We start from the raw sequence: 14,365 nt of genomic DNA on the forward strand, positions 1-14,365 counted from the left end.
CAGTCATGACCGAGCTGCCCGAGCTGATCCGAACCGAACGCCTGGCGCTGATCGACTTCCTGGAGACCATCGGGCCGGTCGAGTGGGCGACACCTTCGCTGTGCGGTGAGTGGACGGTGCAGGACGTCGCCGCGCACCTCGCCTGGGCGCCGGTGCTGAAGCCGCTGAAGCAGCTGGTGCCGTTGGCAAAGTCAGGCTTCCGGATCAACAAGGCAAGTACCGACATGGCCAAGGTCTGGGCGCAGCGGGGGCCTGAGGAGATCATTGCTCAACTGCGCTCGAACGCTGCCTCCGGCGCCAAGCCGCCCGGCGTCCCCGAGATCGCTGCCCTGGTGGACGCGGTGATCCACGCGATCGACATCAGACGGCCGCTGAACAGCCCGCGCGCGGTCCCGCCCGAGGCCTTCGCCGAGGTGGCCGCCTTCTCGGTCGGCGCGAAATGGCCGATGACGATCTCCGTCGGCGGCAGCGCCCGCAAACGGCTGACCGGCGTACAACTAGTTGCCGACGACTACGACTGGTCCTCCGGCGAAGGCCCCCAGGTCCGAGCCTCGGGGGAGTGTGTACTACGAATCCTCAACGGCCGCGGTGCAACGAGAGACGAACTGACCGGTGACGGCGCCGATCAGCTCGCCGCCCGGCTCACCCCCTGATCGCGCCCTCTGTTGCTCCCTTGATGAACTGGCGGGCGAAGATCGTGAAGACGATGATCAGCGGGACCATGGCCATCAGGGCGCCCGTCATCACCATGCTGTAGTCGACGCCGTGGCTGCGGTTCAGTGAGGACAGCGCCACCTGCAGGGTCAGGTGATCGGGATTCGTCAGCACGATCAGTGGCCAGAAGTAGTCGTTCCACGAAGCCACGAAGGTGAAGATGCCGAGGAACGCCAGCGCCGGCCGCGCCGACGGCAGCGCCACATGCCGATAGACACCGAGGAATCCACAGCCGTCCAACGTCGCCGCCTCGACCAGTTCGTCGTGGATCGAGTTCTGGAAGTACTGCCGCAACCAGAAGATCCCGAACGCGTTCGCCGCCGCCGGGATGATCAGTGCCTTCAGCGATCCGACCCAGCCGAACGCCGCCATCGTCTGGAACTGCGGTACCGCGCCCAGCTGGGCCGGCAGCAGCATCGTCGCCAGCAGGATCACGAACAGCACGTTCCGGCCCGGGAACCGGAACTTCGCGAAGGTGAACGCGGCCAGCGAGTCGAAGAACAGCACCAGCGCGGTGGTCGAGACGGCCACCACCAAGGTGTTGCCCATCGACTGGAAGAACGCCACGTTCTCCAGCACCGCGCGGACGTTGTCGTCGAACTGCGACCCGAAGGTGAACTTCGGCGGGAACCGGTAGATGTCGGACGTCGAGTTGGTCGCCATCACCAGCGTCCAGTAGAACGGGAACAGGCAGAGGATGCCGGCGATCGCCAGCAGTCCGTGCAGAACCAGCCCACGCCATCTCATGACCGGCCCCTTCCGCCGAGCAGCTTCCAGTTGATCGCCGTGAAGAGCAGCACGAGCACGAAGATGCTCAACGCGATGGCTCCGGCGTACCCGTAGTCGTTGTTGAAGAAGGCCTGGTTGTAGAAGTACATGACCACCGTCATGCCGCTCTGCCCGGTGCCTCCGTTGTTGCCGACCATCACCTGTGGCTCGGTGAAGGTCTGCAGGCCGCCGATCGTCGACATGATCACGGTGAACAGCACCACCGGCCGCAGTTGCGGCAGTGTGATCGAGAAGAACGTGCGCAGCGGGCCGGCGCCGTCCATCTTGGCCGCCTCGTACTGCTCGGTCGGGATCGCCTGCAGTCCGGCCAGGTAGATGATCGTGTTGTAGCCGGTCCATTGCCACACGATCATCGTGGAGATCGCGATCTTGATCCCCCACGGTTCACCGAGCCAGTCCTCGGTCGGCAGCCCGAGCCCGCGCAGGGCGGCGTTGATCAGCCCGAAGTTGGTGCTGAAGACAGCGGCGAAGAAGATCGCCGCCGCCACCAGCGAGGTGATGTTCGGGATGAAGTACGCGATCCGGTAGACGCCCTTGAGCCGTACCGCGGAGTGCAGCATCACCGCGAGCGCCATGGCGATCGCCAGCGTCGGCATGGTCGACATGAAGAACAGCACGATCGTGTTCCACAGCGCGAGCCAGAAGGTGCTGTCCTCGATCAGGAAGCCGAAGTTCTGGAACCCGACCATCGTGCGAGGTCCGAGCCCGTCCCACTTCTGGAAGGCGAGCAGGATCGTCGACGCGACCGGGTACAGCCCGAAGACGAGGAAGATCAGGTAGAACGGCGACAGCGCCAGGTAGAACCGCCAGTACGACCAGATGCTCCGCCGGCGCCCCGCGTTCGCAGTACGGGGCGCCTGCTTCGGAGGTGCGGCGGCGGTCAGTGTCACTGCACGCCCTGACGCTTGCCGATCTGCTTCGCCTTCGAGACCGCCTCTGCCCAGGCCGCGTCCGAGGTCTTCTTGCCCGCCTGGACCAGCTTCAGGCCGTCCGAGAACGGTACGGCGACCGCGCCGTCCAGCGGAGCCTCGTACGCGATCGGGATGGACTTCGCGGCCGGGCCGAAGACCTCGATCGGCACCTGGCCGCCGAAGAACGGGTCAGCCGCCTTCAGTTGCGGCTTGTCGTAGGCGGCCGGTGCGGACGGGAAGATCTGTGCGTCCGCGAACGCCTTGGCCTGGTTGTCGGCGCTGAGCATGTACTTGATCACCTCGAGCGCGGCGGCCGGATCGGCGGCGCTCTTGGTGATGGTCAGGAACGAGCCGCCGAAGTTCGCCGGGCCGCTCGGGGTCGGCGCGACCCGCCACTTGCCGACGCTGGTCTTGCACGCGGCCTTGATGTCCAGCGCGACCCAGGCCGCGCCGGTGACCGTGGGCACCGTGCCCTGGTCGAGACCGGCGTTCCAGTCCGGCGAACCGCCCAGGGTCTTGCCGTCGACCTTGGTGGTGATCGCCTTCACCGCGATGTCCCAGGCCTTGCGGATGTGGTCCTGGTCGCCGACGAACTTGTTGTCCTTGTCGATGTAGCGCGAGGTGCCCTGGCTGATGATGGTCCCGTACAGATCGACGGCGTCGGCCACGATCGGCGCCTTCGGGTTCGCCTTCCTCAGCTCCAGTCCGGCGGCCAGGAAGTCGTCCCAGGTCTTCAGTTGCTCGGCCACCTTGGCGGGATCGCCGGGCAGCCCGCCGGCGGTGAAGATGTCCTCGCGGTAGAACAGCGCGGTCGGGCCGATGTCGATCGGGATCCCGATCACCTTGCCGTCCAGCGTGGTGGCCTGCTTGACCTTCCACTCCAGGTAGTCGCCCAGGATCGAGTCGGCGCCGATCGTCTTCAGGTCGACGAACCGATTGGTTGCCTGCGGCAACAGTGAGGCGATGTCCTCACCCTTGACGCCGGTGATGTCGGGGATCGAGGTCCCGCCGTTGAAGGTGGTGAGCAGCTTCTGCTTGAAGTCGCCGCCGATCTCGGAGTACTTGATGTGCTGGTCGGGGAAGTGCGCGATCGTGTCGTCCAGGACGGACTTGCCGAGGCCGCCCGGCCAGCACCAGAGCGCGATGTTGCCTCCTGCATTCTTCTTGGTCGACCCGGTGTCCATGCTGGACGAACAGCCGACGACCGTTCCGCCGAGCATGGCGGCGAAGCCCCCGGCGAGCAGCGTCCGACGTGAGAGCTCCATGGTTCTACCTTCCTGACTGGTCGCGCAGGGGTGCGCTTCCGGAGTGCGCGCTGATCAGCGCGGCAAGGGATTGGTCTGCTTCGGGGTGCTGCAGGTGCCAGGCCGTCAGTTCAGTCCAGGTCGGCGCGGCGTCGGCACCACCTAGCCGGGTCACGGACAGCGCCGCTGTCAGTGCGGCGAACCGCACCCGCTCAGCGAGTGGGAGCTCCCACAGCGTCGCTGCGATGAACCCGGCGGCGAACACATCACCCGCCCCGGTGGTGTCCGCCGCCGAGACCTGCACGGCCGGTACTGCGACCCGCTCGCCGGAGCCGGCGTCGAGCGCCAGTGCTCCGTTCGCGCCGTCCGAGACGACGACTACGGGTACCTTCTCGGCCAGCCGCTCGAGCGCCTCGTCCGGCGTACTCGTGCGGGTGTAGCTCATCGCCTCGCCGGCGTTCGGCAGGAACACGTCGCAGTGCTCCAGCTGATCGAGTACTGCGGGGTCCCATCGCTCGGAGGGGTCCCAGCCCACGTCGGCGAAGACCACGCTGCCGGCCGCCCGGGCCTTGGCGAGCCACTCGTTCGGCCAGGGACCGATGTGAGCGGCGACGGCCCGGGCGGCCGGCGGCGTGGTGAGAAGCTCGTCGGCTGACAGCGGAGGAGGGGTACCCCTCGTGACCAGTGCCCGGTCATCCGCATAGGCAAGGGCCACCGTGAGGGGCGTCTGCCAGCCTTCGAGCTTGCGGGAGAAAGTCAGATCGATGCCCTCGCCCTTCGACAGCCGCTCCCACAGCCGGTCGCCGAGGTCGTCGGCCCCGAAGGTCGCGGCCAGGCCGGTACGCAGCCCGAGCCGGGCCAGCGCGACGGCGAAGTTGGCGATCCCGCCCGGGCTCTCGGCGGAATCCACCGCCCAGACCTCGGTACCGGGGCGCGGCGCGGAGGGCAGGCCGAGGACGAGGTCGTGGAAGACCAGGCCGGACACCACCACATCCAGCTCACTCATTCTCAGCACACTCCTGCAGGGTCGCTCAAACTCGTGCATGCAGTTTGAATCTTCTGATCAGATTGCGCAAGACCTTGCAACTGGATGAGTGAGTATGACGGAGTTTGCGTGATACGGTCTCTGTGTGTTGCCAAAGCAGCGGCAGGATCAGATCGTTCGTGCGCTTCGGGCCGATGGGGCCGGAGGTGTGAAGGTGCTGGCCGCCCAACTTGGGGTCAGCGAAGCGACCATCCGGCGCGACCTCGAGCAGTTACATGAGCAGGGTCGACTGACCCGCGTCTACGGCGGCGCGCTCGCGGTGGACGGCGGCGACGAACCCTTCGCCGAGGTCAGCGCGATGCATGCGGACGAGAAGGACCGGATCGCCCGGCGCGCGGCCTCGCTGGTCAGCGACGGACAGTCGGTGCTGCTGGACATCGGTACGACGGCGTTGCGCGTCGCCCAGCACTTGCACGGGCGCTCGCTGACCGTGGTGACGAGCAACCTCGCGGTCCTGGAGGAGTTGCAGAACGACGAGCAGATCGAGCTGATCATCCTGGGCGGCTTCGTCCGGCGCAGCTACCGGTCACTGGTCGGCTACCTGACCGAGGACTCGCTGCGCCAGATCCACGTCGACTGGCTGTTCCTCGGCACCAGCGGGGTCCGCCCCGACGGACGGGTGATGGACAGCACGATGATCGAAGTACCGGTGAAGCGGGCGATGATCAAGGCCGCCGACCGGGTGGTGCTGCTGGCCGACGCGACGAAGTTCCCCGGTCACGGCGTCGCCAGGGTCTGCGAGCCGGCCGAACTTTTCATGGTGGTGACCGAGCCCGGCGCCGACGAGGCAACCCGGGCCCAGTTGACGGAGGCAGGGGTACAGGTGGTGTTGTCGTGAGGCTGACCATTCTCGGGGGTGGCGGGTTCCGGGTTCCGCTTGTTTACCAGGCGTTGCTGGGTGATCGCGGGGACGGCCGGATCACTTCCGTCGTGCTCTATGACACCGATCGCTCCAGGCTGGCGTCGGTCGGGTCCGTACTGCGCCAGCAGGCGTTGCCGTACTCCGATGCGCCGGTGGTCACCGAGACGACCGATCTCGACGAGGCCCTGCGGGGTGCCGATTTCGTCTTCTCGGCGATTCGTGTCGGCGGGCTCGAAGGGCGCACGGTCGACGAACGCGTCGCGCTCGATCTCGGCGTACTGGGTCAGGAGACGGTCGGTGCCGGCGGGATCGCGTATGCGCTGAGAACGTTGCCGGTGGCAACCGCCATCGCGGAACGGGTCGCCGCGCTCGCGCCCCAGGCCTGGGTCATCAACTTCACCAACCCGGCCGGGATGGTCACCGAGGCGATGATCCCCTACCTGGGTGACCGCGTGATCGGTATCTGCGACTCGCCGTCCGGGCTCGGCCGCCGGGCCGCGCTGGCCTTGGGGCTGGATGCTTCGTCGGTCTTCTACGACTACGCCGGGCTGAATCACCTCGGCTGGCTGCGCGGTCTGCAGTCGGGTGGGGTCGACCATCTGCCGGCGCTGCTGGCGGATCCCGCTGCGCTCGGGGATTTCGAGGAGGGGCGGCTCTTCGGGGTCGAGTGGTTGCGGTCGTTGGGGTCGATCCCGAACGAGTACCTGCACTATTACTACTTCGCTCGCGAGACGCTGGCCGCAGTACAGGCGGTGGAGCAGACTCGGGGGACGTTCTTGCTGGAGCAGCAGTCGGCCTTCTACGCGGAGACCGCGCGGCAGCCGTCGGACGCGTTGGAGTTGTGGCAGAAGACGCGGGCCGAGCGCGAATCGACGTACATGGTCGAGAGTCGCGCGGTGGCCGACGCGGGGGAGCGGGACGAGCGGGACATGTCGGCCGGTGGGTACGAGCAGGTCGCGCTGTCGCTGATGCGGGCGATCGCCCACAACGAGCGGGCCTCGCTGATCCTCAACGTCCGCAACCGCGGCACGCTGCGGCACCTGGACGACGACGCGGTGGTGGAGATCCCGTGCACGGTCGACGCCAATGGCGCCCGGCCGGTCACCGTGTCGCAGTTCACCGACCATCAGGCCGGCCTGGTCTGCGCCGTGAAGGCGGTCGAACGGTCGACGATCGAGGCTGCCGCATCAGGCTCGCGCTCGGCCGCCATCCGGGCCTTCGCCTGGCACCCGCTGGTCGACTCGGTCACCGCCGCGCACCAGCTCCTCGACGGCTACGTCGCGCAGTTGCCCGAACTCACCGCCTTCCGCGCCTGAGACCCCCCATCCGTTGTGATCATTCGCCCCCTTTTCACCCTCAGTTCGGCGGTTGAGTGGAGGTCGGTGATCTTGGAGGGTGAAAAGGGGGCGAATGATCACTGGAGGTGGAGGGGCCCGGCGGATTGGTCCGGGGCGGGGGGATCTGGCAGAATGTTGGGCTGAGTCCGTCCGGATCACGTGCAGCCCTCTAACTCCACGTCCCGGCCGGCCCATTCGAGCGGTCACTCGTTGTCCCCACGACGCCGGTACCGCTCAACCAGTCATGAAATCCCGAGGGAGACCCCACAAACGTGGCAGTCAAGATCCGTTTGAAGCGCATCGGCAAGAAGCGTGCGCCGCACTACCGCATCGTCGTGATGGACGCCCGCACCAAGCGTGACGGCCGCGCCATCGAGGAGATCGGCAAGTACAACCCGAAGACCGAGCCGTCGTTCATCCACGTCGAGTCGGACCGGGCGCAGTACTGGCTGGGCGTCGGCGCGCAGCCGACCGAGGCCGTCGAGGCGATCTTCAAGGCCAGCGGTGACTGGCAGAAGTTCAAGGGCCTGGACGCCCCGGCGCCGCTGCGGGTCAAGGAGCCGAAGCGTGACAAGCAGGAGATCTTCAACGAGGCCCTCGCCGAGGCGCACGGCACGCTGAAGACCGAGGCCGTCACCAAGAAGGCCGCTGCCAAGAAGGCGGAGCCGAAGGCTGACAAGGCCGAGAAGTTGGCCGAGGCGAAGGCTGACGACGCCAAGGCCGAGGCGAAGGCTGACGACGCCAAGGCCGAGGTCAAGGCTGACGAGGCGCCGGCCGCCGAGGCTGCTGCCGCCGAGGCACCGGCCGACGACGCCAAGGCCTGACGATGATGGAGACCGAGGCGCTCGAGCACCTGGTCCGAGGCATCGTGGACAACCCTGACGACGTCAGCGTCCGGTCCCGCAACCTGCGGCGCGGACGCACCCTCGAGGTGCACGTGCACCCCGACGACATCGGCAAGGTGATCGGCCGCAACGGCCGGACGGCGACCGCGATCCGTACCGTGGTCGGAGCGCTCAGCTCCGAGCAGTCGGTCCGCATCGACTTCGTCGACGAGTTCAACCGGCGCCCGCGCCGCTGATCTCGAACAGTCCCCGAAGGGCCGTACCCACTGGGTGCGGCCCTTCTCTGCTCTTCTGGTGAAAGTAGGAATCGCGGTGCTGGTGATCGTCGGCCGGATCGGCCGGGCGCATGGGATCAAGGGCGAGGTCGGCATGATCGTCCGGACGGACGACCCGGACCTGCGGTTCGCCGACGGCGCTCGGCTGGTGACCGTGACGACGCCGCCGCGGACGCTGACCGTGGAGTCCAGCCGCTGGCACAGCGGGCGGTTGCTGGTGAAGTTCGCCGGCTCCCCGGACCGGACCGCGGCCGAAGAGTTGCGCAACCTCGAAGTCCAGGCCGAGATCGGCGAGGACGAGCGCCCCGAGGACCCCGAGGAGTACTACGACCGCGAGCTGATCGGGCTCAAGGTGCGCACCACCGACGGCGTGGAGGCCGGCGAGGTCATCGACGTGGTGCATCTGCCGTCGCAGGACCTGCTGGAGATCCGCCGCCCGGCCGGCAACGCAGTACTGGTGCCGCTGGTTGAGGAGCTGGTGCCGGAGATCGACCTGGGAGCCAAGTACGTCACCGTGGCCGACCGACCGGGTCTACTCGACCCGGAGGGCGCCGAGGTGGTTCCGACGGAGCCCGGAGGCAGCTGATGAGGCTGGACGTCTTCTCGATCTTCCCGGAGTACCTGGCGGCCCTGGACGTCTCGCTGGTCGGCAAGGCGGCCAAGAGCGGCCTGCTGGACGTCCGGGTGCACGACCTGCGCGACTGGACCCACGACCGGCATCGCACTGTCGACGACACCCCGTACGGCGGGGGCGCGGGCATGGTGATGAAGCCTCAGCCCTGGGGGGAAGCGTTTGACGAAGTACTGCCGGCTGACGGGCCGTCCCAGCCGCGGCTGATCGTGCCGACGCCTGCTGGCCGGCCATTCAGCCAGGAGCTGGCCTACGAGCTTGCTGCCGAGCCGTGGCTGGCCTTCGCCTGCGGCCGGTACGAGGGGATCGACGCACGGGTCGCGGCGCACGCTAGCGAGCGGATGCGGGTCGATGAGGTCTCCATCGGCGACTACGTGCTGAATGGCGGCGAGGTCGCAGTACTGGTCATGGTGGAGGCGATCGCCCGCCTACTGCCCGGAGTGATCGGCAACCCGGAGTCCCTGGCCGAGGAGTCCCACTCGGGCCACGGCCTGCTGGAGTACCCGGTCTACACGAAACCGGCGTCGTGGCGCGGGCACGACGTACCGGAGATCCTGCTGTCGGGTAACCACAAGCTGATAGCCGAGTGGCGCCACAACGAGTCCGTACGGCGTACTGCCGAGCGCAGGCCGGACCTATTGGCTGCCTGGGGAAGCACCATGGCCGCCGAGGACGTCCCCGCCTCGCAGGTTCGGGTACTCCCGGCGACGCCGGCGGACGCGGGGGAGCTGCTCACGCTGCAGCGGGCTGCCTTCTTGACCGAGGCGCAGGCCTATGGCGACCTGTCGATTCCGCCGCTGCTGGAGTCGCTGGAGGAGTGTGTCGCCCGGTTCGTCCAGGGACCGGTCTGGAAGGCCGTGGCGGGCAGCAGGATGGTCGGTTCGGTCCAGCTGGGCATCTCCGGCTCTGTGGGCCGCATCGGGCGGCTGATGGTGGCTCCCGACTGGCAAGGGCAGGGGATCGCGGCCAAGCTCCTCCAGGTGGCCGAGAAGACCGCGCCGGCCGAGGTCACGGCGTACGAGCTGTTCACCGGTGCGGAGAGTGAGCGCAATCTGCAGCTCTACCGCAACGCCGGCTACCGCGAGATCAAGCGGGAGCGGCAGACGGAGAAAGTCGAGCTGGTGCTGTTCGCGAAGCGGCGCAAGCTGCACAAGCGGCACTGATTTCGTTGCGGTCGATGCCGTGTGGCAAACTTGGTCGCTGTTGCCATTCGGTGCTCCTGCCACAGGGGGTGACCACCGCATGACAGCATCTTCGACTCTCACACCGAGCATTCGTGGGTGACCTGTGGCACGCGCGAGGAAGAGACACCTGATGAGCAACATTCTGAACGAGCTCGACAACGCGAGCAAGCGTGATGACATCCCCCCCTTCCGCGCCGGCGACACGGTCAACGTGCACGTCAAGGTCGTCGAAGGTAACCGCTCCCGCGTGCAGGTGTTCAAGGGCGTCGTGATCCGTCGCCAGGGTGGTGGCCTGCAGGAGACCTTCACGGTCCGCAAGGTCAGCTTCGGCGTCGGCGTCGAGCGCACCTTCCCGCTGCACACCCCGATCGTCGACAAGGTCGAGGTCGTCACCCGCGGCGACGTCCGCCGCGCCAAGCTGTACTACCTGCGCGAGCTGCGCGGCAAGGCAGCCAAGATCAAGGAGAAGCGGGACATCCCGGCCTCCTGATCGTCTACTGACGACGGTCCGGAATGGCGCCGAGCACCGCGACGCGCGCTCGCCCGCCAGCCAGGAGGGCACGTCGCACCAAGGGACGTCACCGTAGGCTCAAACAGCGGAATCCGCTGATGAGTCTGCTGATCGAGATGACCACCGTGACGGTGCTCGCGCTGGTCATCACGGTCGTCCTGCGGCTTTTCGTCGCCGAGGCGTTCTACGTGCCCTCGGAGTCGATGTACGACACGCTCACCACCAACGACCGGATCCTGGCCGAGAAGGTCAGCTATCTGCACCGCGACGTGGACCGTGGCGACATCGTCGTCTTCAAGGACCCGGCCAACTGGCTGAACGAGGCGCCGAAGGAGCCCGGCGCGTTGCGCCGGGTCGGCGAGTTCGTCGGCATCCTGCCGCGCAGCGGTGAGGGTCACCTGGTCAAGCGGGTGATCGGCGTGGCCGGCGACAAGGTGGTCTGCTGCAACAAGGCCGGGCAGATCGCGGTGAACAACATCGCGCTGGACGAGCGGGAGTACCTGCTCGAGGGCGCCAAACCCTCCAACTCGCCGTTCAGTGTCGTTGTGCCGCCTGGTTCACTGTGGGTGATGGGCGACAACAGGGCCGAATCCGCCGACTCCCGTGCACACATGGGTGGTCCCGGCGGAGGATTCGTCCCCGTTGAGAACGTGGTTGGCCGTGCCTGTTGCGTAATCTGGCCGTCTGACCGGATGACGATGCTGCGTCCTCCGGAAACCTTCAAGAAGCCGGGGCTGAAGAAGTGACTGAGACACCGACCGCGACGAAAGAGAAACCCGCCCACCGCTCGGGCCTTGCGGCAGCAGCTCGCGAGTTCGTGCTGATCGTGGTCGGTGCTCTCATCGTCTCGTCGATCCTGCGGGCCTTCGTCGGCCAGATGTTCATCATCCCGAGCGAGTCGATGCAGAACACCCTGCTCGTCGGCGACCGGGTCGTGGTGGAGAAGCTCACCGACGTGCACCGCGGCGATGTCGTCGTGTTCGAGGATCCGGGCGGCTGGCTGGGCGATGAGGAGAGCGGCCAGAAGCGCGGCTCGGTCGGCCGGTTCTTCGAGGTGGTCGGCCTGCTGCCGGACTCCAGCCACGGACACCTGATCAAGCGCCTGATCGGCATGCCCGGCGACAAGGTGGCCTGCTGCGACTCCAAGGGCCGGCTGATGGTGAACGGCCAGCCCCTCGAAGAGGGCACCTACCTGTACCCCGGTGACGCCGCGTCGACGATGGAGTTCCAGGTCACCGTGCCGGCCGGCCGCGTCTTCGTGATGGGCGACCACCGGTCCGAATCGGGCGACTCACGGGTACACCTGAGCGACACCGGCCCCAACGGCGGCAGTCCGGGCGACGCGGCCTTCGTCCCGATTGACAAGATCACCGGCCGCGCGATCCTGGTGGTGTGGCCGGCGGGCAGGTTCGACAAGCTCGACGTACCGGATACCTTCAAGACGGTCCCCGGTGCGGGTCCTGCCCCCGACAAACCCTCGATCTCCCTCACACCACCACCCAAGTGAGCTGATGGATGAGCGCACTTCCGCGCGGCAGCACGATTCGGCGTGACGCCGGGCTGTACGGATACGAGCGCGCCCTGCGGCGGGTCGGTCTCGACCCGATCGCGGGCGTCGACGAGGCGGGCCGCGGTCCGTGCGCCGGCCCGCTGGTCGCCGCCGCGGTGATCCTGCCGGACGGCAAGCGCGGCCAGATCCCGGAGCTCGCCGACTCCAAGTTGTTGACGGCGAAGGCACGTGACCGCTGCTACGACCAGATCCGCGACCGCGCGCTGGCCTGGTCAGTGGTCTCGATCGAGGCGGCCGAGTGCGACCGGCTGGGCATGCACGTCGCCAACGTGGAGGCGCTCCGCCGGGCGATCTTCCTGCTCGACCTGCGTCCGCAGTACGTGCTGACCGACGGGTTCGGAGTGGACGGCCTCGGCGTGCCGGGACTCGCGGTGTGGAAGGGTGACCGGGTGGCAGCATGTATCGCGGCCGCCTCGGTGATCGCCAAAGTGACCCGCGACCGGATCATGCAGCACTGGCACGACGTCTATCCGCAGTACGATTTCGCGATTCACAAGGGATACTGCACCCCCGAACACCAGGCGGCACTGGACGAATACGGCCCGTGTCCACAACATCGACGGCGGTTCGAGAATGTCCGCCGCAGTATGCGGCCCGATATGGGACAGAATGTGACCAGTCCCACCGGAGTGGAGAGCCGATGAGCGAGCGAACAAACAACACAGCCGCCTTAGCGCTCATGCCGGAACCGAGCGCTAGCGAGGTGGAGGGGTGAGCGCTGACGACCTCGAGAAGTACGAGACCGATATGGAGCTACAGCTCTATCGGGAGTACAAGGACGTCGTCGGGATCTTCAAGTATGTCGTGGAGACCGAACGGCGCTTCTACCTGTGTAACGCAGTCGACCTGAAAGTCCGCACCGAAGGCGGCGACGTCTACTTCGAAGTGACCATGGCCGACGCCTGGGTCTGGGATGTCTACCGCTCAGCCCGCTTTGTCAAAAATGCCAAGGTCGTCACCTTCCGCGACGTCAACATCGAAGAACTAGCCAAATCAGACCTAGAAGTCCCCAAGGACTCCGACTTCGGCCGGTAACCTCCGCCCCGACCCCCGCCACCGCCCAGCCACACCGGGCGGCGGCGGGTCTGTCGTACGCCGGATGCAGCTTGTGCCGCGCCAGGTGGCAGGAGGCGTGGTTTGTGCTCCAGTGCTGCCGTTGAAAGTTTCTCGACAAGGTGTGGCGGGGATGTCGAGAGCGGCGTGGTGGCTCCGTCTCAGGGGTAGATGCGGCCGGCGTGGTCGCACTATCGCCACGTAGTGGAAGGACAGCCATGCGAAAGCTCATCGTCCAGCAGTGGGTCACCGTCGACAACATCGCCGCGGAGGAGGACGGTGGCCTCAGCTTCGTGTCGGGGGAACCGTTCGACGACGCAGTCACTGACAACCCCTTCCAGAACAACCTGATGGGGTTCATCGACTCGGTCGACACGATGATTCTCGGCGCCACCACCTACAACCAGACCAACGGCTACTGGCCGCACGCTGAGGACCAGGGTGAGTACGGCAAGGGGCTCAACAACCTCACCAAGTACGTCGCCTCGTCGACCCTGCAGGACGCGCCCTGGGGCAACTTCCCCGCCGCAACCGTGACCCGCGACCCAGCCGCCACCATCCGCGAACTCAAGCAACAGCCCCGCAAAGATCTCTGGCTGTGGGGAAGCCTGCAACTCATGCACTCCTTGCTGGAGGCCGGCGTCGTCGACGAAATCCGGATGCTGGTCTGCCCGGCATCCCGCGGTAAGGGGGACGCGCATCTTCGAAGACCGGCAACACCTGAAGTTGCTCGAGGCCACCGCATTCGATAACGGCGTGGCCCTCCTGCGCTACGAGGTCTGACGAGGCGGGAAGCCCGGAGTATGTCGGGTGGGGTCGTCCGCCGTCCGCCGTCCGCCGTGCGCCGGACGCCGTCCGCCGTGCGCCGGACGCCGTCCGCCGTGCGCCGGACGCCGTGCGCCGTGCGGCCGGTACGCCGCCACGCCGGTACGCCGCCACGCCGGTGTGGAGTGCGACGGGTGTCGCGTGAATGGGGTGGAGGGCGTGCTGGACGTTGGCGGTGAGGCGTGCGCTCAATGCAGCTGAGTAGGTCGATCGGCGCCAAGCCACCTCGGCGACGGCATGCACCGAAATGCGGCTTGCCCGGGCCGGCGGTGACAGGGCACGCCGGCCACGCAGTGCGCTGGATGGATCATGCGCTACGCCGGTACGTCCGCTACGCCGGTACGTCCGCCACGCCGCTACGTCCGCTACGCCGCTACGTCCCGTGTCCGGATGCCGCGGGCGAGGATCTGTGGGTCGACGAATGACAGCGGGTGTGTGGGGCGCCGGGCGTCGATGAGCGTGTCGGCGTGCTTAGCCTGTGCGTCGCTGTCGGCGGGCAACGGTCGAGTGATGCTGGCATGGCAGGGGTGCGCGGGGGCGCGTGGGGTGTGGACGCTGGGTGGCAGGGG

General features: G+C 67.2%; 18 protein-coding genes. 14 read left to right on the top strand and 4 right to left on the bottom strand.

The annotated features are described in order from the left end of the window. Positions 1–5 precede the first annotated feature (5 nt). Entirely contained in the window at positions 6–653 is a 648-nt protein-coding gene (locus A3ES_RS0124180) for a maleylpyruvate isomerase family mycothiol-dependent enzyme (RefSeq protein ID WP_020389425.1), read from the top strand. Here A3ES_RS0124180 and A3ES_RS0124185 read toward each other — a convergent pair. Genes A3ES_RS0124185 through A3ES_RS0124200 form a run of 4 tightly spaced genes read right to left on the bottom strand, consistent with a single transcriptional unit; the run spans position 643 to position 4,664 of the window. Further along, positions 643–1,461, bottom strand: coding sequence for a carbohydrate ABC transporter permease (locus A3ES_RS0124185; RefSeq protein WP_020389426.1), 819 nt, complete (start codon positions 1,459–1,461; stop codon positions 643–645). The genes A3ES_RS0124180 and A3ES_RS0124185 overlap by 11 nt on opposite strands. Beyond that, positions 1,458–2,393 carry a carbohydrate ABC transporter permease gene (locus tag A3ES_RS0124190; RefSeq protein ID WP_020389427.1) on the bottom strand — a complete coding sequence of 312 codons (936 nt, stop codon included), beginning with the start codon at positions 2,391–2,393 and terminating at the stop codon, positions 1,458–1,460. The genes A3ES_RS0124185 and A3ES_RS0124190 overlap by 4 nt, the downstream gene beginning before the upstream one ends. Beyond that, positions 2,390–3,679, bottom strand: a complete 1,290-nt coding sequence (locus A3ES_RS0124195; protein WP_020389428.1) for an ABC transporter substrate-binding protein — start codon at positions 3,677–3,679, stop codon at positions 2,390–2,392. Before A3ES_RS0124195 ends, A3ES_RS0124190 begins: the two co-directional genes overlap by 4 nt. A gap of 4 nt (positions 3,680–3,683) precedes the next feature. Next, entirely contained in the window at positions 3,684–4,664 is a 981-nt protein-coding gene (locus tag A3ES_RS0124200) for a carbohydrate kinase family protein (protein ID WP_020389429.1), read from the bottom strand. A gap of 124 nt (positions 4,665–4,788) precedes the next feature. Here A3ES_RS0124200 and A3ES_RS0124205 point away from each other — a divergent pair, with 124 nt between their 5' ends. The 13 genes from A3ES_RS0124205 to A3ES_RS54235 all read left to right on the top strand — a co-directional run bounded on the left by A3ES_RS0124205 (position 4,789) and on the right by A3ES_RS54235 (position 14,221). After that, positions 4,789–5,541, top strand: a complete 753-nt coding sequence (locus tag A3ES_RS0124205) for a DeoR/GlpR family DNA-binding transcription regulator (protein WP_026163159.1) — start codon at positions 4,789–4,791, stop codon at positions 5,539–5,541. Further along, positions 5,538–6,881, top strand: coding sequence for a 6-phospho-beta-glucosidase (locus A3ES_RS0124210; protein ID WP_020389431.1), 1,344 nt, complete (start codon positions 5,538–5,540; stop codon positions 6,879–6,881). The genes A3ES_RS0124205 and A3ES_RS0124210 overlap by 4 nt, the downstream gene beginning before the upstream one ends. 293 nt (positions 6,882–7,174) lie before the next feature. After that, positions 7,175–7,726 carry a 30S ribosomal protein S16 gene (gene rpsP / locus A3ES_RS0124215; RefSeq protein ID WP_020389432.1) on the top strand — a complete coding sequence of 184 codons (552 nt, stop codon included), beginning with the start codon at positions 7,175–7,177 and terminating at the stop codon, positions 7,724–7,726. Positions 7,727–7,731: 5 nt separating this feature from the next. Continuing rightward, positions 7,732–7,983 carry an RNA-binding protein gene (locus tag A3ES_RS0124220; protein ID WP_020389433.1) on the top strand — a complete coding sequence of 84 codons (252 nt, stop codon included), beginning with the start codon at positions 7,732–7,734 and terminating at the stop codon, positions 7,981–7,983. A gap of 76 nt (positions 7,984–8,059) precedes the next feature. Continuing rightward, complete coding sequence (gene rimM / locus A3ES_RS0124225) at positions 8,060–8,608, top strand: ribosome maturation factor RimM (RefSeq protein ID WP_020389434.1); 549 nt, start codon at positions 8,060–8,062, stop codon at positions 8,606–8,608. After that, entirely contained in the window at positions 8,608–9,816 is a 1,209-nt protein-coding gene (gene trmD / locus A3ES_RS0124230; RefSeq protein WP_020389435.1) for a tRNA (guanosine(37)-N1)-methyltransferase TrmD, read from the top strand. The genes rimM and trmD overlap by 1 nt, the downstream gene beginning before the upstream one ends. A 151-nt stretch (positions 9,817–9,967) precedes the next feature. Further along, complete coding sequence (rplS, locus tag A3ES_RS0124235; RefSeq protein WP_020389436.1) at positions 9,968–10,327, top strand: 50S ribosomal protein L19; 360 nt, start codon at positions 9,968–9,970, stop codon at positions 10,325–10,327. 119 nt (positions 10,328–10,446) lie between these two features. Beyond that, entirely contained in the window at positions 10,447–11,094 is a 648-nt protein-coding gene (lepB, locus tag A3ES_RS0124240) for a signal peptidase I (protein WP_020389437.1), read from the top strand. After that, positions 11,091–11,855, top strand: coding sequence for a signal peptidase I (lepB, locus tag A3ES_RS48220; RefSeq protein WP_020389438.1), 765 nt, complete (start codon positions 11,091–11,093; stop codon positions 11,853–11,855). The genes lepB (A3ES_RS0124240) and lepB (A3ES_RS48220) overlap by 4 nt, the downstream gene beginning before the upstream one ends. An 8-nt stretch (positions 11,856–11,863) precedes the next feature. Continuing rightward, positions 11,864–12,562, top strand: a complete 699-nt coding sequence (locus tag A3ES_RS0124250; protein WP_020389439.1) for a ribonuclease HII — start codon at positions 11,864–11,866, stop codon at positions 12,560–12,562. A 67-nt stretch (positions 12,563–12,629) separates the two neighbouring features. Next, positions 12,630–12,953 carry a DUF2469 domain-containing protein gene (locus A3ES_RS0124255; protein WP_012922325.1) on the top strand — a complete coding sequence of 108 codons (324 nt, stop codon included), beginning with the start codon at positions 12,630–12,632 and terminating at the stop codon, positions 12,951–12,953. A 236-nt stretch (positions 12,954–13,189) separates the two neighbouring features. Further along, positions 13,190–13,723 carry a dihydrofolate reductase family protein gene (locus A3ES_RS48225; protein ID WP_202806574.1) on the top strand — a complete coding sequence of 178 codons (534 nt, stop codon included), beginning with the start codon at positions 13,190–13,192 and terminating at the stop codon, positions 13,721–13,723. A gap of 264 nt (positions 13,724–13,987) precedes the next feature. Next, positions 13,988–14,221 (top strand): hypothetical protein, encoded by a 234-nt coding sequence (locus A3ES_RS54235; protein WP_157630718.1) that lies wholly within the window; start codon positions 13,988–13,990, stop codon positions 14,219–14,221. The last annotated feature ends 144 nt before the right edge of the window (positions 14,222–14,365 follow it).

Source organism: Kribbella catacumbae DSM 19601 (genome assembly GCF_000372465.1).
In the GTDB taxonomy this organism is placed as follows: domain Bacteria; phylum Actinomycetota; class Actinomycetes; order Propionibacteriales; family Kribbellaceae; genus Kribbella; species Kribbella catacumbae.